Genomic DNA, 25,849 nt, shown 5'->3' with positions numbered 1-25,849 from the left:
GGAGGAGGGCGTGTAAATTTGTATCTTGGGGGTAAAGGGCGGCTCCTTTTAAGGGTTTGGCCTTCCGTCCCCCCCCTGGTGGGGTGGGCAAAGCTTGGGCTAGGTTTTACAACTTCTCTAGTTTTGGGTCTGTGGGTTTGTTCTTTACCGCCTCTAGGTTAAGGCCCCTTTGGTTTTTTGGGTTTTTGAGGGCCTTCTCTCCCCCCCCCCCCCCATTTTTCGCCCCGCACACTCCGCAAGCCTCTAGCACGGCTTGAATCAAGGCTTTATACTGCTCCACACTCATACGCACCTCAGCATAGCGTTTTTCCACTTGGGCGCATTCTGTAATGATTTGCTCTTGCACCTCTAGGGGGGGTAGGGGGATTTTAACTTCAGCCATTACATTATTCATTAGCTTAGGATTGGCAGACTTAACAACATAATTCGGTGTAGCCAAGTTTAAGACTAGCGACAAAAATTTATGGTGTATCTTACCTTCATCTATAATCTTTAATGTTCCGCATACATTCGTGCAGTTAAACTTTCCGCTTCTGTAAAAGCAAGTCCCGGCATAAATGCCGTCAGTAGTCCATGTAACATATTCACCCTCAAAATCATAAGTATTTAGATAACCCAAAATCCCGTTATCTTTTGTCTGTGATGAATATACGGGGTATTCTCCTTTATTGGCTTCTATGTCCTTATGACTAATAACTCTACCTCTACCTATGTTACATAGCGATTTGATTTTGACTAACCCATACTTGCCCCCCTCAAAGGGGTTAAGGCTGGCTTGTTTGGGGGTTAAGTTAATCGCTCTATCTAGCACTGCCTTAGAAAAGTCTATCAACTCCCTTAAGGGCGCGCTAAAGAGTTGGTAACCTGCGGGGTCTGGGTCCCTATAGGGGCTTAAATTAGGGCGGGGGGTGTTGGTGCGCACAGCGTGCATAAAGCTTTTAAAGGCATAGGCTAGTTTGGTGGGGTCCTCTGGGTTTTGGGGGTTGTAAAGGGGGGTTTGTATGTGCTTGATACTTTGGACATTGCCTAGTGCCTGACTCTCTAGGTCCTCTGTTTGCGCGCTGGTGTATTTGATGCCCTCATCGCCCTTGCGCTTGCTCCAATCATAGCCCAAGAACTCTACAATCTTAGCCTTGTTGTTTTTATTATCGCTCTTTTTATCCGGAGGGCTTTTGAGAATCAGCACCTCTTCGCCTTGAATGAGAGCAAAGAGGTGCATTTTTTCTAACTCTAGGGCGTGCATTTGCTCTAGGGCTTGCTCTCTTTGCCATGCCTTTAAGGTGTCTTGGTAGTCTTTGCTTTTAAAATACGCGTTTTGTTGGGCTTTGCCCTCTTGCTTGGGGTCTTTGGCATAAAAGCTAGAAGCTTTAAACCACTCTTGTTTAAGTCCCTCTGTGGGGAGCTTTTTTTTAAAGGTTTTGGGCTCTTTACTCTCAAAATCGCTAAAATACTCGCTAAAGCTCTGCTCTAGGGCTGGATTTAAGTTTTTGTCCGTCATGAAGGCTTTAAAGTCCGCATAAGGGTAGCCCCTAAAGGCGCAATATTCTTTTAAAAACTCTGTTTGCTTGAAGTCTTTTTCAAGCTTTTTTTCTTCAAAATTGGCTTTAGTCAGCGCGTCCAATAAATCGGTGCTGTATTTTTGCGCCTTTTGGGCGAATAAAATGATCGTCTGCGTGCCCGTGCTCCCAAAGGTGCGCGAATTAAGTTCCACAATACAGAGCAGTTTAAAATTTTCTAGCAAGAGGGCGCGGGTTTTTTCATACAGCCCCCCCTTTTGTAAGACGCTCACAGGCAGTATGAGCGCGCATATCCCCCCCTTTTTAAGAAAGTGCAAAGCGCGCTCTAAAAAGAAGCATTCAATGGAGTTATTGTTTTCATAACTCTTGGGGTCAATGCCACTTTTTAGGCTAAAGGGGTTCAGCGCGCTAGGCTCGAGCGTGCTTAAAAACCCTTTCACAGAATAGGGAGGGTTGGAGAGAAGGCAATCAAAGCTTTCTAGCTCAAAGCTTTTAGCATATCGGGGGGCGATGAAGTCTAGCGCGTCTTGAAAAATCACTTGGCTTTGGCTTTTGGGGTTGTGAAAAATGCAGGCGAGTTTGGCGACTTTGGAGAGGTCTTTGTTTTTCTCAATGCCATAGACTTTCGCGTCCTTGTGGCGCGCCATAAACTCGGTTAAGAAATGCCCCGCCCCACAAGCAAAGTCTAAAACTTTGGGGTGATTTGGCAGGGGGGGCAAGGAGTGGATGATAAAATTAGTGATGGGCGTGGGGGTGAAAAAACGCCCTTCGGTTTGGTGGATGTGGCGGTTTAAAAAGCCTTCAAACAGATCGCCTAAGAATTGGTTATTTTGGCTTTGGCTCAAGTGCAGGTCGGCGATAAGCCCAGCCACTTGCACGAGGACTTTAAAGTTGAGGTAAAACTCTTCGGAGTTTTCCACCTCAATAAAATTAAACTTTTTGATGTTGAAGTATTTTTGTTGATCAAAGATGTCGTCTAATTTTTCTTTAAACTTGCCTTCATAACGCTGGGCTTCTTTAAAGAGATCGCCAATGGCGCTTTTTTTAACATTGATGACCTGTTTATTAAAGAGTTCTTTAATGCCCATTTCATAGAGGTTTAAAAGTCTGTCGCAGTACAAAAAGGGGTTGTCTGAGATCACGCCCTTGTAGGTGAATTGTAGGTCATTAGGGTTTTTGATTTCATCAATCACCTTACACAAGAACAAATCCACAAGGATATAAAAGCTGTTTTCGTAATTGCCAATAGAATGGTGGCGTAAGATGGTGGCAAATTCGTGGTAAATGCTTGAGATTTGATCGGCAGAGACGGCGCGTAGGTCCTCAAGGCTGTATTTTGTTTTGCCGATATTGTAGGCTTGGATGTCTTCTTCAAAAATGCCCTTCGTGGTGAAGGCGTTTGAATAGGTTTGACTCCAGACTTCAAAATAGCTTTTGGCGTTGGTGTTGCTCGAGTCTGCAAAGCCGCGTTTTTTGTCCTCCTGCTTACAATCGCGGTTCAAACGCTCTAAATGTTCGGGATTGTCCTGCATAGAAATTAAGCGCATGTCAGCTGTGTGCGCGTCTTTGAAAGTGAGTAGGCACAGGTAGGGGATTTTATGCACGGCGTAATAACTAAAGAGCTGGTCGCCATTTTTGAGCGTGGCGTTCCATGCCTTGCTAAACTCATTCCCATAAGTTTTATTTTCAATGAGCACAAGGGGGTTAAATTCTTGATTGAGCACTAAAATATCCCCATAGACTTGTTGGTTATGCCCCACTTTAAAGGTGGGTTCTAAAATGATGTGCTTTGGGGCGTATCCCTTTTCTAGGAGCTTATGCACCGCCACCAAACACACAAAGTTTTCATTAGAGCTAAAATTAGTCGTGGTGTTGCGGTGGATAATAAAGCCTGTGCTAGGATCATCATTGCTAGGGTAATCGCCCTCTTTAAAACGATGATCTAGGGGAGAGTAGGCGATTTTTTTGTGTTTGAAATCTACGCAAATTTGGGCGTTATTGGGGTAAGTGTATTCAAAAACCTCGCCCTTGCGTGCTTCAAAGCCTAGAGAGTTTAAGATGTCTTTTAAGTTGTGTTCGCTGATCACCATGTCCCTTTAAAAAGGGAGTATTGTAGCTTAAAGGGGATAAAAAGACTCAAGCAATGCGCACAATCCATGTTAGGATTTCGGGTCATCTATTCTAAAAGGATTGGTATGTATAAACGCGCTTTATTGTTGGCTTCTTTGGCGGTGGGGCTGACTTGGGGGCATGATTTTGCCAAGCTGAGCGATGAGGAATTGCTTAAAATCGCGGGCACTCTGCCGGCTAGTCAAGCCTTGAATTATCGCATGGAAGTGGTGAAACGCTTGAGATCGCTTGATGAGGGGCATCAAAAGGAGTTTAAAAAGGCTTTTGCTCAGAGCGCGCGGGCGAATTTGAGCAAAATAAGCTGGAAAGAGTTTTCGCACATGCGTGAACAAGTGCGTGGCTATCTAGCTAAAGCTAAAAAGAAACACAGCTCCAAAGAGCTTGAGGCGATGGGTTTGAATATTGACATCTGCACGGGCAAAGAACGCCGTGTTTGGTGCGCCCCTAAGAGTTCTCATTAGATCGCATACTGCTTAAAGAAAGTGTGTAAGCGCGTGTAAATCTCCTCGTTGCGTGCTTCGATATCCTGTTGCAACCAATCACTTTGAGGGAGTCTGGCTAAGGCTTGAGCCTCTGCAAAGTTAGACTTAGCGTATTGGACTTTCTTATCATCAAAATACCCATTGCTGGCTTTGATATTGAGGGGTTTTTCTAGCAATATCTTATTACCAATGGACTCAATAAAAGGTTTAGCCTTAGTCTTATCCCAGCCGGTGTAATTCCTGCGCCACTGCGTGGTTTGAGGGAAGATGTGCTCAATCTGCGCCTGATCACATATGCCTACTGCTTCTTGAGGGTATTTTAAATACATGTTAAGAGCCAACAAGACCTTAGTAAGCTTCTTGCTAGATTTGCTAGAGGTGTTAAAAAGGTCGCGGAAATTGCGCTCACTTTTCCTCGCGGATAGAATCCTGCCCTCTAAAATGTCTTTGCTTTCGGCGTGAAAATCCATAGTGCCGGTTTTGTATAAGGAAGTGTAGGCGTTGTAAATCACATTTTTAAAGCTGATGGTTTTTTTGCTGATGCTGTAGAGCAAGAGATGTGCGCACAAACGCATCAAAAACTCTTCGCAGTTTTTGAAATAATCCTTGCCTCTTTCTAGGCAATACATGTAATATGCAGAATCTAAACACTTCCAATACTCGCTTTCGGTGAGATACAAAATATCGTAAAATTGAAGCGATTTGAGGCTGTATTTGGAACAAACCTCTTCCTCACGCCAAAATCGATCGAGTGTTTCAATGTTTCGCATGATAGAGCCATCTTGCAACATCTGTTTATGTTTGTTTAAAAAGAAAGTTCTTAGGGCAATCTCACGATTCTTATCTCCTTTTTGCGCGCGCACCACATGCATGTATTGCCTAAAGAGAAATTCTATATCGGCTACTTGCTCTAGCTCTTTCCAGCGTTGGATAAAAGCCTCTCTCTCCTGCCCTTTCCTATAAGTAAAAATCACACTTTTAAAAATGTCGGCATCGTTTAAAGGAAGTCCGCGGGCATTTAAGATGTGAAAAATACGCAGGGCAAACTCTAAACTCATCTCTCCATCTGGTCCCTCGCACCCAATGGGGAGTACAATACAAGCGCGCAATACGCACACGCAGAACGCATGGAAACTATTAGGGTGTTCTTTAGCAAACTCATCTAGTTGCTGGCAAAAATAGCGGTAATTTTTCTCGTAATTGGAAGCATTTTTATCATCTATTAACTCTTCTGTAGGCAACCCCTCTTTTAAGATACGCTCCAAAATTGCGCGCTCTTCATCAGCAACCGCCTCACTGCGCAAATGAGGGGCGTTGTAGTCGGGCTCTTTGGTGATGTGATCGACACGCCACAAACAGGACTGGATGCTATCTATCACTCCCTTTATATTGGTGTTATTCTCATTGGAAAGCTTGGCATGCATGGCTCTAAGCAGGAGAACAAAAGTTGTGGTGCGCTGTTGCCCATCAATGATGTATTGCTCCTTAACCCCCTGAAAGGAGTACATGACAATTGAGCCTAAAAAATAGGGGTCATCCTCTAGTTGAGCACTATCGCCCCCCCCTCAAAGAACGCTACAATGTCTTCCCAAAGCTGTGTGCACTGATCTTCTCCCCAAGCATAATGTCTTTGAAAAACGGGAATGACAAATCTATTTTGAGACAGATATTCTAAAATACTCTTCTTCTCCGTTTTCATCATCACCATAAAGCACCTCCATGAAAAAGTTGAAGCCGGAAGCTTAGCATAAAAAAATTTATTTAGGACAAATACACGCGTGGGAGGCGTTTGGTGAGCATGGTGATAGCTTCATAATTGATGATACCTAAGATTTTGGCAATGTCCCCAGCCCCCATCGCCCCACTTGCAGGATCGCCTAAGAGAATCACCTCATCGCCCTCTTGTGCCTTTATACTACCCACATCAATAAAGCATTGATCCATGCACACCCCCCCGATGATGGGCACTTTTTGCCCATGCAAGAGCCCCCACGCTTTATTGCCCAAGATTTTAGAAAACCCATCCCCATAGCCTAAGGGCAAAACCCCTACGCGGGTGTTTTTCATGCAATAGTAATCCTCCCCATAGCCTACCAATCTCCCCGCCGGGATGTCTTTTAAACTCACAATCTGGGCTTTGAGGGTGAGGACATGGCGCAAAGCAAAACCCTTTTTCTCTAGAGCGTCTTGGGTGTAAATAGAGGGGTGTAAGCCATAGAGAGCTAGCCCCACGCGGGCTAAATTCATGCCATAGCTGGGCATGCTCAGTGCGCACGCGCTATTAGCCATGTGCTGGTATTTAAACTCTAATCCCATGCCTTTGAGTTGATCGACAAATGCTACAAATTGTTCGGCTTGTTTTTGGGCGTAATTTTTATAGAGCGCGTCCGCGTTGCTATGGTGGGTGAAAATGCCCTCTAGTTCTAGCCCCTTGAGCTGGGCGATTTGGGCGATGGCGTGCGCGGCTTTGGGGGTGGGGAAGTAACCCAAACGGCTCATGCCCGTGTCTATTTTGATATGCACCTTGAGTTTGCGCCCCAATTTGAGCGCGGTTTGTGAAAAATGGCGCGCCTGTTTTTCACAAAAGAGGGTTTGGGTGATATTGGCTTGGATGAGCTCTTGTGCCATGTGATCTGGAGTGAAGCCTAGAATGAGAATGGGCACTTTTTCAAAGCACGCGCGCAATTCTAGGGCTTCATCAAAGGTCGCTACCCCCAAATACTCCACCCCCTGCTCTACAAAGACACGGCTTGCCTCTAGCGCGCCACATCCATAGGCATTTGCTTTCACCACCGCCATGATGCTCATCTTAGCCCCCAGCAAAGCGCGCATGACTTGAAAATTATGTACTAGGGCGTGGGTGTTGACCTCCACATAGCTAGCGCGCGTGGGGAGCATAGACACCCTGTTGCAACGCGCTAAAATAAGACTTGGTTTCAGCCACCACGACTTTATGGAGCAAGAGTAGGGCGATCAAATTGGGGATTGCCATTAAAGCGTTGGCGATGTCAGAGAAATTCCACACAAATTCTAGCTTGGTGATCGACCCAATAAAGATGGTGATAAGATAGAGAATGCGGTAGGGGAAAATGTAGCGATCCCCAAAGGTGAATTCAATGCTACGCTCCCCATAATAAGCCCACCCGACTATTGTAGAATAGGCAAAGAAAATAATAGAGGCAAAGACAATCCAACCCCCATTAGGATAGAAATAGCGCACACTCTCATAAGTGAGCAAACTGGCGTCATGGAGTTGGTGATAAACCGGAGTCATGAGCACCAATAGTGCGGTGGAGGTACAGACCACCATTGTGATGATGAGGGGTTGTAGCATGGTGATGAGGGCTTGCTTGACCGGGTGTGCGCTCTTAGAAGCGGCCGCTACAATGGCTGCACTCCCCATGCCCGCCTCATTAGAAAAGAGCCCCTTAGACACCCCAATCTCTACAATGGTGAGCAAGCTCACTCCCCCAACCACACCCCCTAAGACCGGTTGAGGGTGAAAAGCTTGCGACACAATGAGTTTTAGCGCGTCCAAGGCTGCGCTAGGATGGGTGAGCACGATATAGCAAGTGGTGAGCACATACAAGAGCACCATGAAGGGCGCAAAATAATCGCTAAACTTGCTGATGGATTTGATCCCCCCCATCAAAATGAAACCCGTAATAGCGGTGATGATGAAACCAGAAAGCCAAGTGGGCATAGAGGCATGGTGTAAGAGAATAGAAGAAACCGCATTTGCCTGAGTCATGCTCCCAATCCCAAAGGAGGCGATCAAAGTGAAGAGGGCAAAAACAAAGGCGAGTTTGGGCATGTGCAACCCGTTTTTGATGTAATACATCGGACCGCCCTTATAACCAAACTTGCCCACCTCGCGGTATTTTAAAGAAAGCACCCCCTCGGCGTACTTGGTCGCCATGCCTACAACACCCGTTATCCACATCCAAAAAATGCTCCCCGCTCCCCCCATCACGATCGCCAAAGACACCCCAATAATGTTCCCAATGCCCACAGTCGCCCCAATGGAGAGCATTAAAGAAGAAAATTGCGAAATATCGCCATGGGAGTGTTTGTCGCGCGTGTAAAGCACCTTGAAGGCATGGATAGCCTTGCTAAATTGAATCCCCCTGAGCAAGAAGGTGTAAAACAAGCCCGTGCCCACTAACAAGACTAATAAGGGCAACCCCCACACCCATTCTCTGACAATCTCTAAGAAAGAATTGAGCGCATTCATTCTCTAAAAAAGGCAGAAAAGAGCATAATATCCGCGCTCTTTTCATTGCATCCACAAGCGATGAGATCGGCGATGATCTTGCCCACTGCCGGTCCAAAGGTGATGCCCAGCCAGCCTAAGCCTGTGGCGTGGATGAGGTTACTATAGTGCGCGTCATAGCCCAAGTAGGGGATGTCATTAGGGGTAAGGGGTCTAAACCCGCTCCACTCTTTGGGTTCTTGCATTTCAAAGGGATGTGTGAAGGTGGCAAAATTCTTCTTCATGTTTTCAATTTGGGCGCGCACAATGCCCGGATCGGTGGTGTTGAGTTCAAGCTTAGAAGTGATGCGTACACTCTCACGGCGCGGGGTCATGGCTAAAAAGATGTCTGCAAAGAGAGAAGAGGTCTTGGGCTTGAGCTCTTCGGGCATTTTAAAGGTGATGCTATAGCCCTTAGCGCCCATCATCAAAAAGCGATTATGGGTTTTTTGGAGCAAGTAGGGGTTAGCCCCTGTGGCTAAAATGATGGTGTGGGCTTCAAACTTATTATGGTTGGTCAACACACCGCTGATCTTTTGTCCACTAAATTCAAAGTCTAAAACCTCTTCATTGTAGTAAAGTTCCACTCCCGCATTTTTCAAGTAACCCTGCAAACTCTCCATCACTTCTTGGGCGTCCACATGGGCGTTTTCTTTGAGCAAAACGCTTCCACAAATATTCTCTTCTCTAGCGATGGGCATATAATCCAGTGTGGCTTTGGGATCAAAGATTTCATAGGTATGCGCGGGGTAGTGTGTACACGCCTTGAGTTTTTTCTCAAAATTCTCTTTGAGAGTGTAGATCATCAAGAGCCCATCTTCTTTAAACCAAAAATCCATGCCCCGATCCAACATCTCATGATAAACCTCTAAACTCATCGTGCCATAGCGTTCAAAGAGCGCCAAAGTGCGCTTAAGAGACTTCGCATTCGCGCTTCTGATAAATTTCCACAGCCATTTATAGAGTTGAGGGTTGAGCCCCCAGTGGATATTCAAGGGTGCTTGCCCTTTGAGCATGAGCTTGATCGTGTCGCACACCACACCCGGACTAGCAAGCGGGGCTTTCTTGAAGGCAGAAACTAAGCCCGCATTGCCAAAAGAAGTTCCAAAACTCCCATCATTTTGTTCAATCAGCGTAACTTTTCTGCCGGCATGGTGCAAAGCGTAGGCACAACTCAAACCCACAATGCCCCCACCGATGATAATGATATCTTTTTGCATAAATCACCCACAACGCGCAATTGCTTCGATCTCCACCAGCCCGTCTTTAGGAAGTTTAGCTACTTGAAAAGTCGCGCGGGCGGGGTAGGGTTCTTGAAAATAACTCCCGTAAATCTCATTCACCACTCCAAAATCTTCTAGGTTTTTGAGCAAGATGGTGGTTTTGACCACGGCGCCAAAATCTAAGCCCGCTTCTTGGAGAATGGCGCGCATGTTCTCCATGGCCTGTTTGGTTTGCTCTTTAATACCTCCGGCAAATTCTGCGCTCTTAGGGTCAATGCCCAACTGTCCAGAGACAAAGACGAACCCGCCGCTTTTAATCGCCTGTGAATAAGGTCCAATCGCCTTAGGGGCGTGATCTGTATGTATTTTTTTCATAAATCTCCTTATTTGACATCATACTCTGTGTAAGTTGCGCTCTAAGACCGATCAGCTATTTGATCTCTATATGTACGGGCTTACCCACATCTTGACTCACCTCTTTAAGCTTAGCATCGGCTTGCTCTCTTGTGGGATAAGGACCGATCAAGTAGCGCTTTTGCCCTTTAAGTTCTTGTATTTGATGGGGATATTTGACAAAAGCCTCCATAAATTTTGTGTTGGGAGTCTTGCTGAATACGCCCACTTGCAAGTAAAACCCTTTTGGAATACTGGGCTGTTCTGCTTTTACACCACCCATCTTCTCCCCCTTAACATGATCGATGGCGATTTCTTCCATCTGTGGTTTTATAGGAGTTTTGGATGGGGTTTTAACCGGCTCTGCTTTGGCAACTTTGGGAGCTTCTTTGGGTTTTTCGACTATTTTTTTAGGTTCCACCTTAGGGGCGGGTTTCTTCTCAAGAGTCTTGTGCGCTAGCTTCTCATGCTTCTCTTTTTCATGTCTGCTATGTTTTTCCCTCTCATGCTTTTCATGCTTGGGTCTAGCCGAGTGCTCTCTGTGTTTTTCTAGAGATTTTTTCTCGTTATGTTTTAACTCCTCTTTTTTGGGTTTTGAGGATAAGGGCGTAGAAGCAGTGCTTACGCTTTTGTCTAGAGGGCTTGCCGGGAGCATAATAGAAGGTTCTGGTACCTGCTGTGCTTGCTTTGCCTGAATATCTCTAACAATCTGATCAAACCTATCTTCCTCCTTTTTTGTATTGTTAGAGGACTCTAGAGTTAGATTTTCAAAATTGTTTTGATTGGGCGTACTATCGTGGAGATTACCTACCCTTTGCAAATGCTCATCATCGGGGATAGAAGCACTTTTAAGTGGCTCGCGCGTGCTCTTATAAAATACGACCAGCACGACCCCCAAAATAATAAGTCCTACGGCCGCGATAAGCAAAATTTTCTTGAGACCGGAACTTTTTGCCTCATGTTCATTGAGAGCTTCACTGATTTTTTTATTTAAATCATGTTTAAGTTCTGAATTATCGATCTCTTGATTAAATTCTGATTTGTTCATGGGAATCCTTTTAAGGTGCTGCGCGCACTACATGTGCTTTGCCCAACTCGCCCCCCTCTCTTTAGCAAAGACTTCATAGGGCAGAATGAGGATATTGAAATCTGGTGGGAGATCACCATTGGGGAAGACACGCCATTCATTGGGCAAGCCCTGAGCGAGTTTCATAGAAAGCGTCTTAGCCAGTCTGCAGCCCTCGCCAAGCTCCGTATGCCCCTTGTGTATATACAAATGCAAATGCCCGGGGGTTTTGCTCTCATAGGCAGTAAAATTAATATACCCCTCTTCTCTTAGAAGTAATTGCGCCTTGTGGTAAAAGCGCTCTGTATTGCGCCCATTGTAATCAAAGACGATGTTCTCTATCTTATTGTTAGGCAAAATCAAGTTATGCGCGATGGTAATTTCCTTGCGCCAATGCTTTTGGATGAGCATAGAAGTGAGACTAGCCCCAACTTTTTCAAACTTGTCATAGAAACAACGCCCCAAATAAGTGACGCGCCGCCCTAAACCGGGTTGCTGTACGAAGTAGTGGCTTGTTTGCATTTTAATGAGCTGTAAATCCATCTCTACCATACGACTTCCTTAGAAAATCGGAGTGTCATAAGTTTTATAACGCTTAGAAAACGCCACCACTTCTTCTCTAATGCGCGCGTGCTTGGCGCTGTTTTGGACATCTTGCAAGACCTCCACGATTTTATTGCCAATGAAATGAAAGTCCTCTTCTTGCATGCCCCTGCTGGTGAGCGCAGCCGAACCCAGCCTTAGCCCACTGGTGAGCATGGGGCTTCGTGTGTCTCCGGGTACGCTGTTTTTGTTGGTGGTGATCCCGGCGCGATCGAGGGCAATTTGTGCGTCCTTGCCGCTATACTCATGCAAGCGCATCACCAGCAAATGGTTATCACTCCCTCCACTCACCAAATCAAAGCCATGTTCTAAGAACACCTTGACTAAAACCTGTACATTGCGTTTAACTTGGATGATATAGTCTCTCCATTCGGGTTTGAGGTTTTCTAAAAACCCCACCGCCTTAGCCGCGATCACATGCATTAAAGGCCCCCCCTGCAAGCCCGGGAAGAGCGCACGATCGATCTTGCTAGCCACTTCTAAATCATCACTCAAGATCAAGCCCCCCCTAGGACCGCGCAATGTCTTATGTGTGGTGGTGCTCACCACATGGCAATGGGGGAAGGGGTGGGGGTGCTCCCCAGCGACCACTAGCCCGGCAATATGCGCCACATCACCCATCAAGAGCGCGCCCACTTCATTGGCGATCTCTCTAAAGCGTTTAAAATCCACCTCCCTAGGGTAGGCAGAATAGCCACACACAATGAGTTTAGGGCGCACAATCTTGGCGATCTTTAAGACCTCATCATAATCAATCCAGCCCTCGTGATTAAGTCCATAAAAAAAGCCTTGAAAATGCTTGCCCGTTAGGCTCACCGGAGAGGCATGGGTTAAATGCCCTCCACTACTCAGATCCATGCTCAAAATGCGCTCATGAGGTTTGAGCAGGGCGTGGTAAATGGTCATGTTGGCTTGGCTGCCCGCATGGGGTTGCACATTGGCAAAGGCGCAATTAAAAAGCTTTTTAGCCCGCTCAATGGCGATCTCTTCAATCTTGTCCACCACCTCGCAACCCCCATAATAGCGCTTAGAGGGGTAGCCTTCGGCGTATTTATTGGTCAGCACACTCCCCATCGCCTCCATCACGCTTTCAAAGGTGTAATTCTCGCTAGCAATCATCTCCAAATGCTCGTTTTGGCGTCGCCATTCTTGGCAGATGAAATCAAAAATTTGCGGATCGCTTGTTTGTAAATGGAAAGCCATATCACTCACTTTGGTTGGATTTTAAGGGTTTCATGGCCGGGAAGAAGATCACATCTTTAATACTCTTCGCGTTGGTGAGCAACATCACCAACCGATCGATGCCAATCCCCTGCCCGGCTGTGGGGGGCATGCCAAGCCCTAGCGCCCAAACATAATCGGTGTCCATAAACTGCGCCTCTTCATCCCCACTCTCTTTAGCTTTGACCTGCTCTTCAAAGCGTTGGTATTGATCTAGGGGGTCGTTGAGCTCGCTAAAGCCATTGGCAATTTCTTTGCCCGCAATGAAGAGTTCAAAACGATCGGCGATATTAGGATCTGTGTCGTTGCGGCGCGCTAGGGGGCTGAGTTCAATAGGGTAGTGCGTGATAAAGGTAGGGTTAATGAGCTTGGGTTCTACCAGCGCGTCAAAGGCTTGCGCGAGCAAGTGCGCATAGGAGAGCACCCCCCCCACCTCCACGCCCTGTTTTTCTAAGAACGCTCTTAGGGTATTGGCATCCTCTAGCGCTTCAGAGCGCACCCCCCCAATCTCCACTAAAGCCTGCTTGAAAGGCACACAGGAGAACGCCTCAAAATCAATTTCTACATCCCCATACGCCAGCTTAGTGGGCAAACCCAAATGCTCTAAGAGAGTGCTGAAAAGCTCTTTTGTCAAGGCGATCAAATCTTCATAAGTCTTATACGCCCAGTAAAATTCAAGCATGGTAAATTCTGGGTTATGGGAGTGATCCATGCCCTCATTTCTAAAATTGCGGTTGATTTCAAAGACCGCTTCAAACCCCCCCACTATCAGGCGTTTTAAATACAACTCCGGGGCGATGCGCAAATAACGCTCCACCTCTAAAGCGTTATGGTAGGTGATAAAGGGGCGCGCGTTTGCCCCCCCGGCAATGGGGTGCATCATGGGGGTTTCTACCTCTAAAAACCCTTTTTGTTCAAAAAAAGCGCGCACACATGCCACAATGGCGCTACGGCGCACAAACACCTCTTTCACCTCTGGATTGGCGATCAAATCCATAGAACGCTGGCGGTAGCGCAATTCAATATCGCTCAAGCCATGAAACTTCTCAGGCAGGGGCACAATGGCTTTAGTGAGTACCTTAAAGCAAAGCGCGTGCAAACTGAGTTCTTTGGTTTTAGTCACAAAGGGATACCCCACAACATTGAGAATATCCCCCACCTCTACGCATTTTTTAAAAATATCAAAAGCTTCTTTGCCCAAGTCATTTTGTGAGAGATAGACCTGCAATAACGCGCTTTGATCTTCAATTTTAATAAAGCATGCCTTGCCCATCAAGCGGATGAACTTCACCCGCCCCACTAGCGCGTACGTGCTCGTTGTCTCTTTCTGCCCCGCCTCCAGCGCGCTAAAAGTCTGCAAGAATTGCGCATTGCTTAGAGATCGCTGCGCGCGGTTTTCATAGGGGTTGAGAGCGTGGGCGCGTAACTGTTCTGCCTTGTGGAGGCGTTGTTGGATATAGGGGTTGTCAAACATAGAATTACTCATGAGATTGTGTAGTGGTGGGTGTTTCTAAATCATTCTTTTTGACTTCTTGAACCCTATTTTGGATAGCTTTGCCTAACTTTTGAATTTCTGGGCGTTGCATCACATAGGAGGCCACTTCTTGCATGGTTGGGTAAAACTGGCTATTGGCATGCAGGTAGGTATCCATAGACTTCATAAAATCAAAGCGCGACGCCCCATAGAGCAAGAAGGCAAAAACCAAATACATTTTTGCGCAGGCAAAGACAAAGCCTAAAGCCTTGTCAATCACCCCAAGATTGCTGAAACTTACCGCTTTGCTCACCACAACCCCTGCAATCAAGAATAAAATCCATACCCCCGCAAGCACGGAAGTAAAGCCGATCAAACTTTCCATAGAGGGGCTATGAAAATCATGCACATGGGTGGAGAAGAACGCCCCCATATTAGAAGCGTAGCGTGAGCCTAGATACACCCCGCACACGATCCCCAAAATACCCGCCATTTCGTCAATAAGTCCGTTATAATACCCGCGAATCCCCACAATAAGAATAACAGCCACTAACGCAACATCAATATAATCCATACACTACACATTTCTAAGTGAATTTAAGACAATCTATCTTAGAATTATAAACTCTGTAAGCTTAAAATTATAAATGACTTAAGATAGAAGAAGGAGCGTAGTTGCCATCGCTAAGGCTAAAATATTATGTGTGGGGCTGGCTTTTGTCCCATACACATTGGGGACTAGCCTTGCTATTTTTGGCACCTGTGTATGTGGGTTCTATGCTTACAAAGCATCCCTTGATACTGACAGGCGCCCAAAGTTTACTCGCTCCTTTAAGTATCTTTGCGTGCTTGCAAGTAGAGAAACAGCGATCCTTTAGCTTTGGTTTTTTAGTGGGTTTAGGGTTATTTTACTGGTGTGCGCTGAGTTTTAGATACAGCGATTATGCCTTTCTTATCCCGCTTATGATGATTCTAATCGCCCTGTGTTATGGGGGGGTTTTTTACCTTCTGTGCTGGCGTTCTTCACCCATTTATCGCGTGCTAACTTTGTGGTTAGCTAGCTACATCCACCCCTTTGGATTTGATTGGTTTGTCCCGGAGTCCTTGTTTGCCTACTCTGTCTTTAAGGTGGATAAATTGAGTTTTCTTTGTGTGCTCATGGCTATCGCCCTACTCAAGCCCCATGAAAACGAACGCTTTTTATTTCTTAAAACCTCTACCCACCTTTATCCTAAGCTTTTAGCCTGTACCCTCTTTGCTCTGAGTTTAGACTGGCATGCCTCCAATGTGCCCCATAACACTTTTAGCCAATTCAAAGTTGCCACCACCCACACCGCCCAAGATCTCAAATGGCAACAACAGCACTTAGAAGAGATTGTGAATCATAATTTAGAGATGATCCGTAGAGCGATCGCTCAACAAAAACAGGTGGTGATCTTGCCTGAAACCGCCTTCCCCTTTGTGCTCAATACCAGCAACTTACTCCCCACCTTGCTAGAATTGAGCGCGCACATCACCATCATCACCGGCGCGCTCACACAAGCAGATCACACATTGTACAATTCTACCTATGTCTTTGCCAATAAGAGCTATCAATATGCCCACAAGGTGATCCTAGCTCCCTTTGGAGAAAAAATGCCCCTGCCCAAATTTTTAGCCGACTATTTAGAAAAAGTTTTCTTTGGTGCAAGTTCTTTCAGCTTGGGGAGTGGGGCTTCTTTTAGAGATTTTGACATTCAGGGGTTTAAATTCCGCCCTCTTGTGTGCTATGAAGGCACTTCTGCGCTTGCCTACCCCCATAGCCCAGACACCTTTGTGGTGATCAGCAATAACGCGTGGTTTGTACCCAGCATTGAGCCCTTTTTACAGCGCATGCTTTTGAAGTACTACGCGCGCCGTTTCCACAAAACCATCATACACAGCACCAATTTATCGCCCTCTTACATCTTAACGCCCACTCTGTTGGGCGATCAAAATAAAGGGTTTTAATGTTAGAAGCCACCCACATTAGCCATCGCTTTGAACATTGGCTTTATCAAGATTTGCATTTACGGCTCAAGGCTCAAGAATCCATCGCGCTTTTAGGGGTGAGTGGGAGTGGGAAATCTAGCCTGCTCAACCACCTCTCTACCATGTTAAAGCCCTTAAAGGGTGTGGTGCGCTTGCTCGAACATGAGAATATCTACGCCCTGCCCATGAAGACTCTCTTGCACATCCGCCGTTACCAAATTGGGATCATCTTCCAAGCCCATTACCTTTTCAAGGGCTTTAACGCGTTAGAAAATCTGCAAGTGGCTTCTATTTTGACCCAACAGCCCATAGACACCGCGCTGCTAGAAACATTGGGGATCGCACAGCTGCTCTCTCAAAGCGTGGGGGAGCTCAGCGGAGGGCAGCAACAACGCCTCTCCATTGCGCGCATTCTCACCAAGAAACCTAAAATCATCTTTGCGGACGAACCTACGGGCAATTTGGACAACACCACCGCTATGGCGGTGATGCAAACCATGCGCGATTACATCCATGCCCATCAAGGCGCGCTCATTCTAGCTACCCATGATGAAAAGATGGCGCGCGATTGTACCCGCATTTATTTGCTAGAACAACAACGACTCAGATTGCTTTGATCACATTTTATAGCTAATAGAAGTCATCACATAAGAGCGATCTTGAGTGGTGGGGGCAAAGTCCAAATTGGGCGCGCCAAAATAGCCAACCTTGTAGCCCCGGTGCATGGATACCTCATAGTAATTCACCCGGAGCATCGCACGGATGCTCTTGGTAATATTGTAAAAACAAGTTAAGCCTAGACTTTCTTCATTGGCGCGGGGAGAATAAGTGAGCCGTCCCAAGACTTCCCAAGAAAATTTTTTATAAGTGCCCCCACCCCGCGCAACTATTGTGATTGCGTTGCTATTATAGAGATTATCTAAACGCCCTTCATAGGGGGTGTTGTCTTTGGTATCGTAATTAATGGGTGTACCAAAACGCGCAATTCTAGCATTAGCGTTTCCAAAATTCTTATAAAGACTCCAACCAAAGTGGTAATTAGAGATAAGAAAATTTTGTTGGAATAAAAAGGAGGCTGTAAAGCGCCCAATCAGATTTCCGCGCCAGTAGGTGGAAGCTAGAGCGTGGCTATAAATAGGAAACCACAAATAAAAATGATTTTGGATACGCCAAGTGCCTAAGTTTTGCTTGGTATCATAAGAAATTTGTCCTTCTGGAGCGCTAAAGTCTTTAGGATAAAACCATAAGAAGGCTTGGATATCCCAAGACTTTCGACTCCAAAAGAGATTGATTGCGTGCATACCATAGTTGATGCGTCGCCCATCAGGATAGCGATATTGTACAGGCGCATAAAAATCTCGAATATATTGCAGGTTCGCGCGTCCGCGTCCATAACTGCTAAACCACTCCAAGCGCCAAGCTCCCTTCCGTACAAAACACTCAAAGCCCTGATTATAACCACTCAAGAAAAGCGCACGACTACGATAGCGCCCCACATTAAAGCCTACAATATTCTTATAAGAGTAACTAATGTAAGCGCTGTAGAGAACATAGTTTCGGGTGTTAACATTGTTGCCATAGCGCGATTTATGCCATGGTGCATCCATTAAATACCCCTGCCAACGCCCCATATAATACCAACTAGCAGGTTGGAATCCTGCATTAGGATCGCTTTGATCAATCAGTGTCCTAGTCGAGTCAAAAGCCAATCCGCCCAATTCACCCCCAAGCCCTGCGCTAAGCTTATGTGCGCCCATGGATTCAGGGAGCAGATTGGCATCAATTTGTAACGCTCCCACAGCGGTAACATAGCTACCCGTGGGGTAAATCCCCTTATCTGAATTGATTTGGGAATTATTAAAACCAATGCGCGAGAATGATCCGATACGCCCGCCGATCTTATAATCAAAAGCGCACAAATGGGAGAGAGATAGTAAGAGCACTAGAGGGCTTTTGGGCTTCAAGATGTTACCTTGTGAAATTGGAATGAGAAATTTTACCATTAAAATAATGCAAAGTGTGCTAATATGGCGCGTTGTACGCGCAACTGATTTTCAAAAAGAGTGTGCGATCTGCAGAGTTAAGCCTAAGATGGATTGACACCACTGATCCCCCGGCCTTCAGCGATAAAAAGTATATTAATGGGCTGTACATGCTTTTGGCATACCCCCCATTAAAGCTATTGGGATCATCAAGACTTGCCCGCTAGACGGGTCTCACAGCCCCTACTTCAAGAGTTGAGTCCCCGACTTTATGGCGGACACCATAATACAAAAACACCTTATCTTCATAGCTAAAGCTGGGGACTTCGACGCGCGAGCTTGTAAGAGGAGGGATTCAAACTATTATTGTGATCAGTTCAAGCAACCTCTCTTGGAAAGTGTTGCATCGCATGCTCCCGCAAGTAACCCAAAGCTTCAAAACCCCCAATTTCAATATGATCAGGTTTATGAAATATCTAAAAATCTCTGAGCAGCTCTGAGTTGGCGCATTTGGACACCCAAAGCCCCTTGTGCCTCTTTAAGCCGCTCAAGAGTCTGAAAGATCAGTTCTTGAGCCGTCTGTAGGGTCTCTAAATCTGTGCCATCGCCTTCTACAAAAGGACAACTCTCCACCAAAGCAAAGGCTTTAGAAAGATTATTTTCTAAAAGCGCTATCTTAAGCTTATCGACCCAATTCATGCTGATGGATTTCCCGCCATGCCTCTAAAAGTCCCCTAGCCACACGCATCACCAACCCAATTTTCTCACTATCATTTTCCAAGTTCGCCTGAGTGAGCACCTTAATTTGATGGGTGTAAAGCCCGGTCAAGTAAACCGCTACTTCACCCCCGCGCTCGTAATCCAAGACATTTAAGAGCTCGGTAAAAATATCAGTTACTTTATTCAAATAAAGAATCTTCTTTTCAATATCGCCTGCCTCAATATGTCGCTGTGCTTGTGCACAGAACTTTAAGATGCCTTCATAGAGCATTTCGATCAGCCGCGCTGGGGATTCCACGGTAACCGAATTTTGCTGGTAAATATTATATGCATTTGCCCTAAACATCGCTTCCCTTTTGTAATGTGGTGTTGGCACTAGTTCTTCTTAGCCGCTGCTTGATCAATCATCATCTGCACGGCATTAAAAGACTTGTTAGCCTTAGAAATCTGCTCATCATAGGCGGCAAAACGCTCAGCCATGGTATCATAACGCGTTTTCAAAAGATCCATAGCGTTCTCTTTATCCTTTCTCAAAGCCTTAACATCTTGGTTTAAAGAGTCTCCATAGAGCTTCAAACGCGCATTACCACCATCGACCAAATTCGACAAAACTTTATCTACACGCTCAAAAATCCCATCTTGATGGACTTCTTTCCCTCCAATAGTTTTATTATCACTCCCATAGAAAAAATCCTGCGTACCTTGAGGATCAGCGCTAACGGCACTAGAAAGACGACTTTCATCTAAACTCATCTTGCCATGTTCATCGAGCATAATCCCGTATTTCATTAAGCTGTCCACGCCCTTACTGGTCGTAAGCGTAAAAGTAACCGCATTAGTCAAAGACGAGCGAATCGTGCGTATATCGCTCACTCCATTAAAAATCCCGGCAATTTTAGTATCCGGGTCATAGCGTGTTGTCTCATCTAACTTAGGAATGAGAGCGTTATAAGCTTTGACAAACTCCTTAACATTATCAATGATTGCCTTATCATCGCGTGTAATGCTTACTGTAACTGGTTTGCCCGGCTCTGTAGTGCCTAATAAGCTTAAAGAAACGCCATTAATGACATCATTAACTTCGTTAGTGGGACGGGTGATGGTGGCGCCGTTGTAGGTAAATTTAGCATCTCCAGCGCTTTGGAGATTTTTAATTGCAAATAAGTCTTGAGCATTGGCATAAGAGCGCACAAATCCTTCAGAGAGACCCAAAGCACTAAGCCCTAGTTTGCCCTGCGCATTTGTCCCACTCAAACGCAACTGCCCGCTAGTGCTATTCAAAATGAGTTTGCCATCATTCCCTACAGAGGCATGCACCCCTTCTAATTGGCTAAGGGCTTGGGCTAGGGCTTGGGCGTTTTGTTCGCTAGAATTGCTAGACTTGGTGATCGCCCCCAAATCTAAAGTTTGACTATTCACGCTAATTATGCCTTTGATTGCTCCGGATTTGGGGGCGGTCGTTGCCTTGAGGAGGTCTCCCTCTGCCTGAGATTTCTCTTGAATAAAGCCTAACTCATGCGCCTTAGCGCCCCCCACCTCCACCGCTAAGCCTCGCTTATCATTGATAACCAAAGATTTGCCATCGTTGATCACCCCTACATTCAAATGCCCATCTTCTACAAGAGCTTTAGTTGTTGGGTTGTCTTCCAAAGCCTTTTGGATCGCTGCACGCAAGGCTTCATTCTTACTCTCCACAGAATTTTGTGCACCCAATTCCAAAGCAATGGGAATCTCCACAGGGTTATTCTGTGCGTCATAGACTTTGATAAAAAAGTCGTCCTCAGGCTTGGTGTCGTTCTTGAGTCCCAGGCTAATAGGGGCATCACTGCTTAAATGAGAGATCACACTAGAGCCAAAATAGACGCGGTTATCTGCACCCGTGTTCTTGCCATTAATCATGAGCTGGTAGGGCTTATTACCTCCTGTTTTCATCACAATCCCCATCACATTACCATCAGTGGCATCTGTAATCGCCTGTGCTACATCCCCCACACTCATACCCGCTTTGATTTTGACATCGTAATTTTGGTGATTGGTATAAAAACGCAAGGTGGTATCAAACTGGCTAAACGCATCATCACGTGAACTAAAATGTGTACCCACTTCGTTAATATCCCCCTGCGCTAAACTCTCAACATCAACCCTAATGTTTTGAAGGGGAATACCTGCACTAACATTAGCTTTAAGTGCATCACCGGTTACATTAGTGTTACGAGCCGTGTAAGTAGAATAGTCGCTCAAGGCTTTGGCAGGAGATCGCAGATTGGAGATGAGGGTTTCAATCTCAACAAGCGCTTTTTGCTTTTCTAGGTTTGCCTCCATCTTTTTCTCGATGGGCTTTACCATCATGTTCTCATCTGCTTTTTTAAGCTTATCAATCACATCATAATTTAAAACTTTGCTCCCAAGTCCTAAAGAACTCAACTGCCCTATTGCCATGATTCACTTCCCATACTGCACTCTCTCTAACCCTTTTTATCAAAGAGAATTCCTACAATATCGCGCATTTTCTTCGTCAACTTGATCACTTCCTGAGGAGGAATTTCACGAATCACCCTATTTCCATGATCGTCTTTAATTGTAACCACCAAGCCCCCAATGTCTTCATTGTAGCTAAAGGTGATATCTGAATGCATGCGCTTCATCTTCTCATTAAGGTCTTTGCTGATCTTCTGCAAATCCTGTTCCTTTAACTCCTGGGCGATGGAATCCGTCTCGGGCTTTTTGTCAAAATCATGTTTGGACGACTCGACATGCAAATCGGCTTTGCTGATAATAGTGTTGGGCAAAACATGGGGCTTTATTTCAGAGATGCTAGCAATATCGCCGGACATGGGCTCTCCTTAAATACAGCTAGATCGGCATTATTATGTTGTTTTTAATGTCATGAATCACTGGATTCGTGCAATAAGTTCTAGAGGGTTAATATGTTTGTCTTTAAGGGTAACTTCAAAACTCAAGCGTTGGTCAATCCGTCCGATCACATAGCCCTTTTGTACATATAAGCCATGTCGAATGGTAGGCGCAATCTTGTCCAGCTGCGAATAGATTGTATGCATGCCATCTTTATGTTCGATGATAATGACTTTCTTTAAAATGGGCACTTCTTTAGCATAAACGACCCGCCCATCAAAGACGCTACGCACCACAGCGTTGGGTTTAGTGGGCACTAGAGTTACCGACTCATTAAAAACTTTGAGGCGGTAGACAGGATCAAAATAAGGTCCGAATTTCTGCACCACTCTATAGCTGCTCAAGGGAGAAATAGTTTTAGGTCCTCTGTAGGTAATAGTTAAAATATCATGGTAGGAGCTTGCTACCTGTCTTACTTCAATGGGAGCTTCAATGCCTTCAAGAGCTGGTTTAGGTATCTGTTCGTGTTCTTTTTGCACACGGGCAATTTCTTTTTCCTTCGCAAGTTTGACAATGTTTAAAGAAGCCAAAAGCTGATCTAACCCCTTGCGTTCTTTATCTAAAGTTTCTAACTTCTTATTGTAGAGCGTCAATTCAGCGCGCATGCTTTCGATAATCTTTCGCTGTGCTTCCACTACAAGTTGTAAATTACGCTTGCGATCTTTTTGGGCGTTGATAGTGGAGCTGATTTGGTTAATATTGTTAGAAAGTTGGGTGATCTTGCTTGCGATCTGCTCTTCCTGTAGATTGAGAGTAGCAAGCTGGTTCTTAGAACGTTGGTTAATACGCTTGAAAACTTCTTGAAGCATCAAATCTTCAGTGCTAACTAGATGTTGTGTCTCCAATACCAACGCAAAAATCACATCTTTTAGCAGAAGTGTGGTTATTTCATCTTGAATCTTGAGGCGATTTTGCTTGAGATTATTAAGATAGAGGCGGTACTCTCCCAAAGATTTTTCCTGCGCCTGACTTTGGGCTTGGTTCTTATCAATGCTTTTTTGGATACTCTGAATTTGTCTAGCAAGTTCTTGGCTTTGCTGGTATTTTTGATTGATTGCGTTGCCCAAAGTGGTTAGATGGTTGCTCAGTTTATTTTTCTCAGCAGTGGTTTCTTGAAGCTTATTGGTGTTGAGGTTGATATTGCGCTGGATTTCTTCAATGCCATCCCCTTCCGCCCCAAGTCCTACACATAGCCATCCCATGACAAGCGCAACGCGCCAAACTTTCATGTGCTTCTCCTTTGGACCACCACGATCCACACGCAGGCTAAGGACACGCTCAGCGATGCTCCTAAGAAGATTGCCAAATCCTCATGCCATACAAAAAGATCGCTGTGGAGCTCTAAAGTATTCAAAATAATCTGAAATTTTTCTTGAGAATTTAAATATAAACTCCCCAGCAGCACCCCTACACTTGCCAACACCGAATCCACCAAAGCCAAACGGAATAAAAAGCCATTTTTGATCCGCATAGGTGCGCCCAAGAGTTCCATAATCTCAATGCGTTTAGAGTATTGTAGATTCCATACACTCACCTGCTTGATCAAAAGTAAGATGGAAAGCAAACCCACTAAAAAGGCAAAAACTAAAGTGCTCTCTTTGAGCAAAAGCAAGAGGCGGTATTCTTGATCGTGAGTTTTGCTAAAAACTTCTACTCTAGAAACCCCCGGTATTCTTAGTAATCTGTCATGAATGTGTTTGAGTTCCTCAGAAGTGGGAAAATGCTGTAATTTAAGCGAATAGAAGAAGGGTAAGCTTTTTTTAAGATTAGCTAAACTACTGGGGCTAATATTCTGCTGTAATCTCTCTAAAAGTGCATCTGGGCTGATAATTTCCAGCGTAGCGCTTGATCGAATATTTTGGCGGATAAATTCTAAACTTAACTTCTGTTGACTTACGATAGCAATTGTGTAGTTTTTGGAAAGTTGCGTTTCACGAATATTGAGCGCGCGTTGAATCCACAACACACTTTCCAAACCAACAAGTAAGGCGATCAGGGGTAATAAAAACGCTAAATGTTCCTTAAGTGTATTCATGTACCTCTCCGTCTTTAATATAAATCTTGCGGTAGGGTACATTGAAATTGCTCGGGATGCGGTGGGTTACCACGACGATCGTGATGTCTAGCTGCTTGTTCGCTCCTTTAAGTAAACTCCAAATCATGTCGCTAGAGTAGTCGTCCAAATTGCCCGTAGGTTCATCAGCAAGAATTAAAAAAGGTTTATGGGCAATAGCACGCGCCATTGCCACGCGTTGCTGCTCCCCTCCGCTGAGTTCTAAAGGATAGCGGTTAGACTTATAAAGCAAGTCCACATGCGCTAAGAGTTTCTCCGCTTGAATATTGCACTCCTCTTTGCGATACCCATTAATGAGCATGGGCAATTTAATATTTTGCTCCACGGTCCACTCTTCAATCAATTTATAATCCTGAAACACCACCCCAATATGGCGACGCAACTCGTTAATAAACGCCCTAGAGGCACGATTTACATTAATATTACACACTTCTAAACTTCCCCCCAACAAGGGAAGATCGCCATACAAAGAACGCAACAGCGTACTCTTTCCACACCCACTAGGTCCAGAAATAAACACGAAATCCTTGCGCTCCACCCTCAAATTTGCCCCCCGAATCACCCATTCATCCTTTTTATAGCCCAAGGATAAATCCCTCGCTACCACAATACTGCTCACAACGCCTCCACCAAAATTTCTTGCAACTGCTGGTGTGCTAGAACATTAGACTGGGTGTTTAAAGGCGCACCCCCCACATACTCCAACACGCCACTCTCTCGATTCCACACCGCGACTTTATTAGTGGGGGTGCCAAAATCCCCCAAACTTAATACTAAAATCCAAAGCTGTGCATATTCTAACACATCTTGGATGTGTAAAAAGTAATCAACTCCCTTGACAAGCCTATGTTTTAACACAAAATCTAGATTTCTAGGCACACCTCTCACATGTGTCGTTGTTTCTAAGCACATATTTTTTATCGATGTGGTAGCTTGGATATGGCATGCCCACACACATAAATCATAAATTTCTCTGCGTTGCTTAATCCAACGCGTTTCGTATTTACTGCTGATAGGTGCGGGGGCATTTTTAGCAATTTTGCATGCACAACTCTCCAACTCTAGCACCAAATCCAAGCTTTGCTTAAAATAAGTTAAGCTATCCGTGCGTAACCAAAAAAGCCCCTTATCAACCAATACTCTCAATATGTGTGCTAAAGTGCGCGTTGCCATGACGCGCCTTGTAGGGTTTTTGTCCCAAGGTACAGGAAAGTGTAAATCCAAGCTCAAACAAGATTGCGCGGGCAAGACTTCTAAAAGCGCACGCGCATCCGCGCGCATAATGTAGAGATTATGCAGTCTTAAGAGTTCTATTTGACGCAAGACTTGCTCTATACTGGGAGTATGAATTTCCACACCCACATAGACCTGTTTAGGGTTATGCTGGGCTTTTTGGAGTAAATGCACCCCCGAACCAAAGCCAATTTCTAAATGAAATGTTTCAAAACAGGCTAGTTGTGCTCCTTCTAGTAAATACGGACTTTCTTGGTACATATGCGCGCCTAAATTCCCTCGCACAAGCGTACAATGACACGCTAAAACTCGCAACGCTTGTTGCAGCACTCCCACAGGAATAGGGCGTGTAGATTTTTCAGCCTTGAATAAATACCCTTGTGGTTGCGTGATCTGGTAAAGGCAAAAATCATAGTTTTTTATCCCACGCACCCGTACGCGAATCAAAGCGATCTGTGCATGTAGCACGCTTTGGGCGCGGTATAAGAAACACACCCCCTCTTGCTCGAAAGGAAAAGCAGGCAGATTAGCCCGAGTGGCGCTAAAATGAGGCATG

24 protein-coding genes are annotated in these 25,849 nt (G+C 45.3%); 3 read left to right on the top strand and 21 right to left on the bottom strand.

All coding sequences use genetic code 11. The features are described from left to right. Positions 1-106: 106 nt before the first annotated feature. Complete coding sequence (locus C6G87_RS02335; protein ID WP_233708964.1) at positions 107-3,607, bottom strand: N-6 DNA methylase; 3,501 nt, start codon at positions 3,605-3,607, stop codon at positions 107-109. A 105-nt stretch (positions 3,608-3,712) separates the two neighbouring features. Here C6G87_RS02335 and C6G87_RS02330 point away from each other — a divergent pair, with 105 nt between their 5' ends. Then, positions 3,713-4,108, top strand: coding sequence for a DUF1104 domain-containing protein (locus C6G87_RS02330; protein WP_104751935.1), 396 nt, complete (start codon positions 3,713-3,715; stop codon positions 4,106-4,108). Here C6G87_RS02330 and C6G87_RS08945 read toward each other — a convergent pair. The 11 genes from C6G87_RS08945 to C6G87_RS02280 are packed head-to-tail and all read right to left on the bottom strand — an operon-like array spanning position 4,105 to position 14,935. Then, positions 4,105-5,637, bottom strand: coding sequence for a DUF262 domain-containing protein (locus C6G87_RS08945; RefSeq protein WP_199767607.1), 1,533 nt, complete (start codon positions 5,635-5,637; stop codon positions 4,105-4,107). The genes C6G87_RS02330 and C6G87_RS08945 overlap by 4 nt on opposite strands. A 32-nt stretch (positions 5,638-5,669) precedes the next feature. Continuing rightward, positions 5,670-5,831: a GmrSD restriction endonuclease domain-containing protein gene (locus C6G87_RS08940; protein ID WP_199767606.1), complete on the bottom strand. Its 162-nt coding sequence runs from the start codon at positions 5,829-5,831 to the stop codon at positions 5,670-5,672. A 59-nt stretch (positions 5,832-5,890) separates the two neighbouring features. Next, complete coding sequence (gene alr, locus C6G87_RS02320) at positions 5,891-7,027, bottom strand: alanine racemase (RefSeq protein WP_104751934.1); 1,137 nt, start codon at positions 7,025-7,027, stop codon at positions 5,891-5,893. Then, a complete protein-coding gene (locus C6G87_RS02315; RefSeq protein WP_104751933.1) occupies positions 7,008-8,363 on the bottom strand; it encodes an alanine/glycine:cation symporter family protein in 1,356 nt (451 codons plus the stop codon). The genes alr and C6G87_RS02315 overlap by 20 nt, the downstream gene beginning before the upstream one ends. Then, a complete protein-coding gene (locus C6G87_RS02310) occupies positions 8,360-9,601 on the bottom strand; it encodes an NAD(P)/FAD-dependent oxidoreductase (protein WP_104751932.1) in 1,242 nt (413 codons plus the stop codon). Before C6G87_RS02310 ends, C6G87_RS02315 begins: the two co-directional genes overlap by 4 nt. Before the next feature lie 3 nt (positions 9,602-9,604). After that, the gene (locus C6G87_RS02305) at positions 9,605-9,979 is read right to left on the bottom strand and encodes a RidA family protein (RefSeq protein WP_104751931.1); all 375 of its coding nucleotides are present in this window, start codon (positions 9,977-9,979) and stop codon (positions 9,605-9,607) included. A 55-nt stretch (positions 9,980-10,034) separates the two neighbouring features. After that, positions 10,035-11,045 carry an SPOR domain-containing protein gene (locus C6G87_RS02300; protein ID WP_104751930.1) on the bottom strand — a complete coding sequence of 337 codons (1,011 nt, stop codon included), beginning with the start codon at positions 11,043-11,045 and terminating at the stop codon, positions 10,035-10,037. A gap of 27 nt (positions 11,046-11,072) precedes the next feature. Further along, positions 11,073-11,615: a DUF1882 domain-containing protein gene (locus tag C6G87_RS02295; protein ID WP_104751929.1), complete on the bottom strand. Its 543-nt coding sequence runs from the start codon at positions 11,613-11,615 to the stop codon at positions 11,073-11,075. Between the two features lie 9 nt (positions 11,616-11,624). Beyond that, complete coding sequence (locus tag C6G87_RS02290; protein WP_104751928.1) at positions 11,625-12,869, bottom strand: serine hydroxymethyltransferase; 1,245 nt, start codon at positions 12,867-12,869, stop codon at positions 11,625-11,627. 1 nt (position 12,870) lies between these two features. Further along, positions 12,871-14,361 carry a lysine--tRNA ligase gene (lysS, locus tag C6G87_RS02285; RefSeq protein WP_104751939.1) on the bottom strand — a complete coding sequence of 497 codons (1,491 nt, stop codon included), beginning with the start codon at positions 14,359-14,361 and terminating at the stop codon, positions 12,871-12,873. A gap of 4 nt (positions 14,362-14,365) precedes the next feature. Then, the gene (locus tag C6G87_RS02280) at positions 14,366-14,935 is read right to left on the bottom strand and encodes a CvpA family protein (protein ID WP_104751927.1); all 570 of its coding nucleotides are present in this window, start codon (positions 14,933-14,935) and stop codon (positions 14,366-14,368) included. Positions 14,936-15,063: 128 nt separating this feature from the next. Between C6G87_RS02280 and C6G87_RS02275 the strand changes: the two genes are divergently transcribed. Further along, positions 15,064-16,350 carry an apolipoprotein N-acyltransferase gene (locus C6G87_RS02275; RefSeq protein WP_267892684.1) on the top strand — a complete coding sequence of 429 codons (1,287 nt, stop codon included), beginning with the start codon at positions 15,064-15,066 and terminating at the stop codon, positions 16,348-16,350. Next, the gene (locus C6G87_RS02270; RefSeq protein ID WP_104751925.1) at positions 16,350-16,988 is read left to right on the top strand and encodes an ATP-binding cassette domain-containing protein; all 639 of its coding nucleotides are present in this window, start codon (positions 16,350-16,352) and stop codon (positions 16,986-16,988) included. The genes C6G87_RS02275 and C6G87_RS02270 overlap by 1 nt, the downstream gene beginning before the upstream one ends. Here the strand turns inward: C6G87_RS02270 and C6G87_RS02265 are convergent, their stop codons facing one another. The 9 genes from C6G87_RS02265 to trmB all read right to left on the bottom strand — a co-directional run bounded on the left by C6G87_RS02265 (position 16,989) and on the right by trmB (position 25,848). After that, positions 16,989-18,335, bottom strand: a complete 1,347-nt coding sequence (locus C6G87_RS02265) for an outer membrane family protein (RefSeq protein WP_233708962.1) — start codon at positions 18,333-18,335, stop codon at positions 16,989-16,991. It lies immediately after the preceding gene. Positions 18,336-18,818: 483 nt separating this feature from the next. Further along, positions 18,819-19,052: a hypothetical protein gene (locus C6G87_RS02260; protein ID WP_104751923.1), complete on the bottom strand. Its 234-nt coding sequence runs from the start codon at positions 19,050-19,052 to the stop codon at positions 18,819-18,821. After that, on the bottom strand, positions 19,036-19,419 hold the full coding sequence (gene fliS / locus C6G87_RS02255) for a flagellar export chaperone FliS (protein ID WP_104751922.1): 384 nt from the start codon (positions 19,417-19,419) through the stop codon (positions 19,036-19,038). The genes C6G87_RS02260 and fliS overlap by 17 nt, the downstream gene beginning before the upstream one ends. Before the next feature lie 29 nt (positions 19,420-19,448). Then, the gene (gene fliD / locus C6G87_RS02250; protein ID WP_104751921.1) at positions 19,449-21,512 is read right to left on the bottom strand and encodes a flagellar filament capping protein FliD; all 2,064 of its coding nucleotides are present in this window, start codon (positions 21,510-21,512) and stop codon (positions 19,449-19,451) included. A gap of 26 nt (positions 21,513-21,538) precedes the next feature. Further along, positions 21,539-21,907: a flagellar protein FlaG gene (locus tag C6G87_RS02245; protein WP_104751920.1), complete on the bottom strand. Its 369-nt coding sequence runs from the start codon at positions 21,905-21,907 to the stop codon at positions 21,539-21,541. Positions 21,908-21,964: 57 nt separating this feature from the next. Further along, positions 21,965-23,215 carry a murein hydrolase activator EnvC family protein gene (locus C6G87_RS02240; RefSeq protein ID WP_104751919.1) on the bottom strand — a complete coding sequence of 417 codons (1,251 nt, stop codon included), beginning with the start codon at positions 23,213-23,215 and terminating at the stop codon, positions 21,965-21,967. Further along, complete coding sequence (locus C6G87_RS02235; RefSeq protein WP_104751918.1) at positions 23,212-24,021, bottom strand: cell division protein FtsX; 810 nt, start codon at positions 24,019-24,021, stop codon at positions 23,212-23,214. Before C6G87_RS02235 ends, C6G87_RS02240 begins: the two co-directional genes overlap by 4 nt. Continuing rightward, positions 24,008-24,679 carry a cell division ATP-binding protein FtsE gene (locus tag C6G87_RS02230; RefSeq protein WP_104751917.1) on the bottom strand — a complete coding sequence of 224 codons (672 nt, stop codon included), beginning with the start codon at positions 24,677-24,679 and terminating at the stop codon, positions 24,008-24,010. The genes C6G87_RS02235 and C6G87_RS02230 overlap by 14 nt, the downstream gene beginning before the upstream one ends. After that, positions 24,676-25,848, bottom strand: a complete 1,173-nt coding sequence (gene trmB, locus C6G87_RS02225; protein WP_104751916.1) for a tRNA (guanosine(46)-N7)-methyltransferase TrmB — start codon at positions 25,846-25,848, stop codon at positions 24,676-24,678. Before trmB ends, C6G87_RS02230 begins: the two co-directional genes overlap by 4 nt. Position 25,849: the final 1 nt, after the last annotated feature.

The organism is Helicobacter baculiformis (genome assembly GCF_900197685.1).
GTDB lineage: Bacteria > Campylobacterota > Campylobacteria > Campylobacterales > Helicobacteraceae > Helicobacter > Helicobacter baculiformis.
This window is presented reverse-complemented; position numbering and strand designations above follow the sequence as displayed.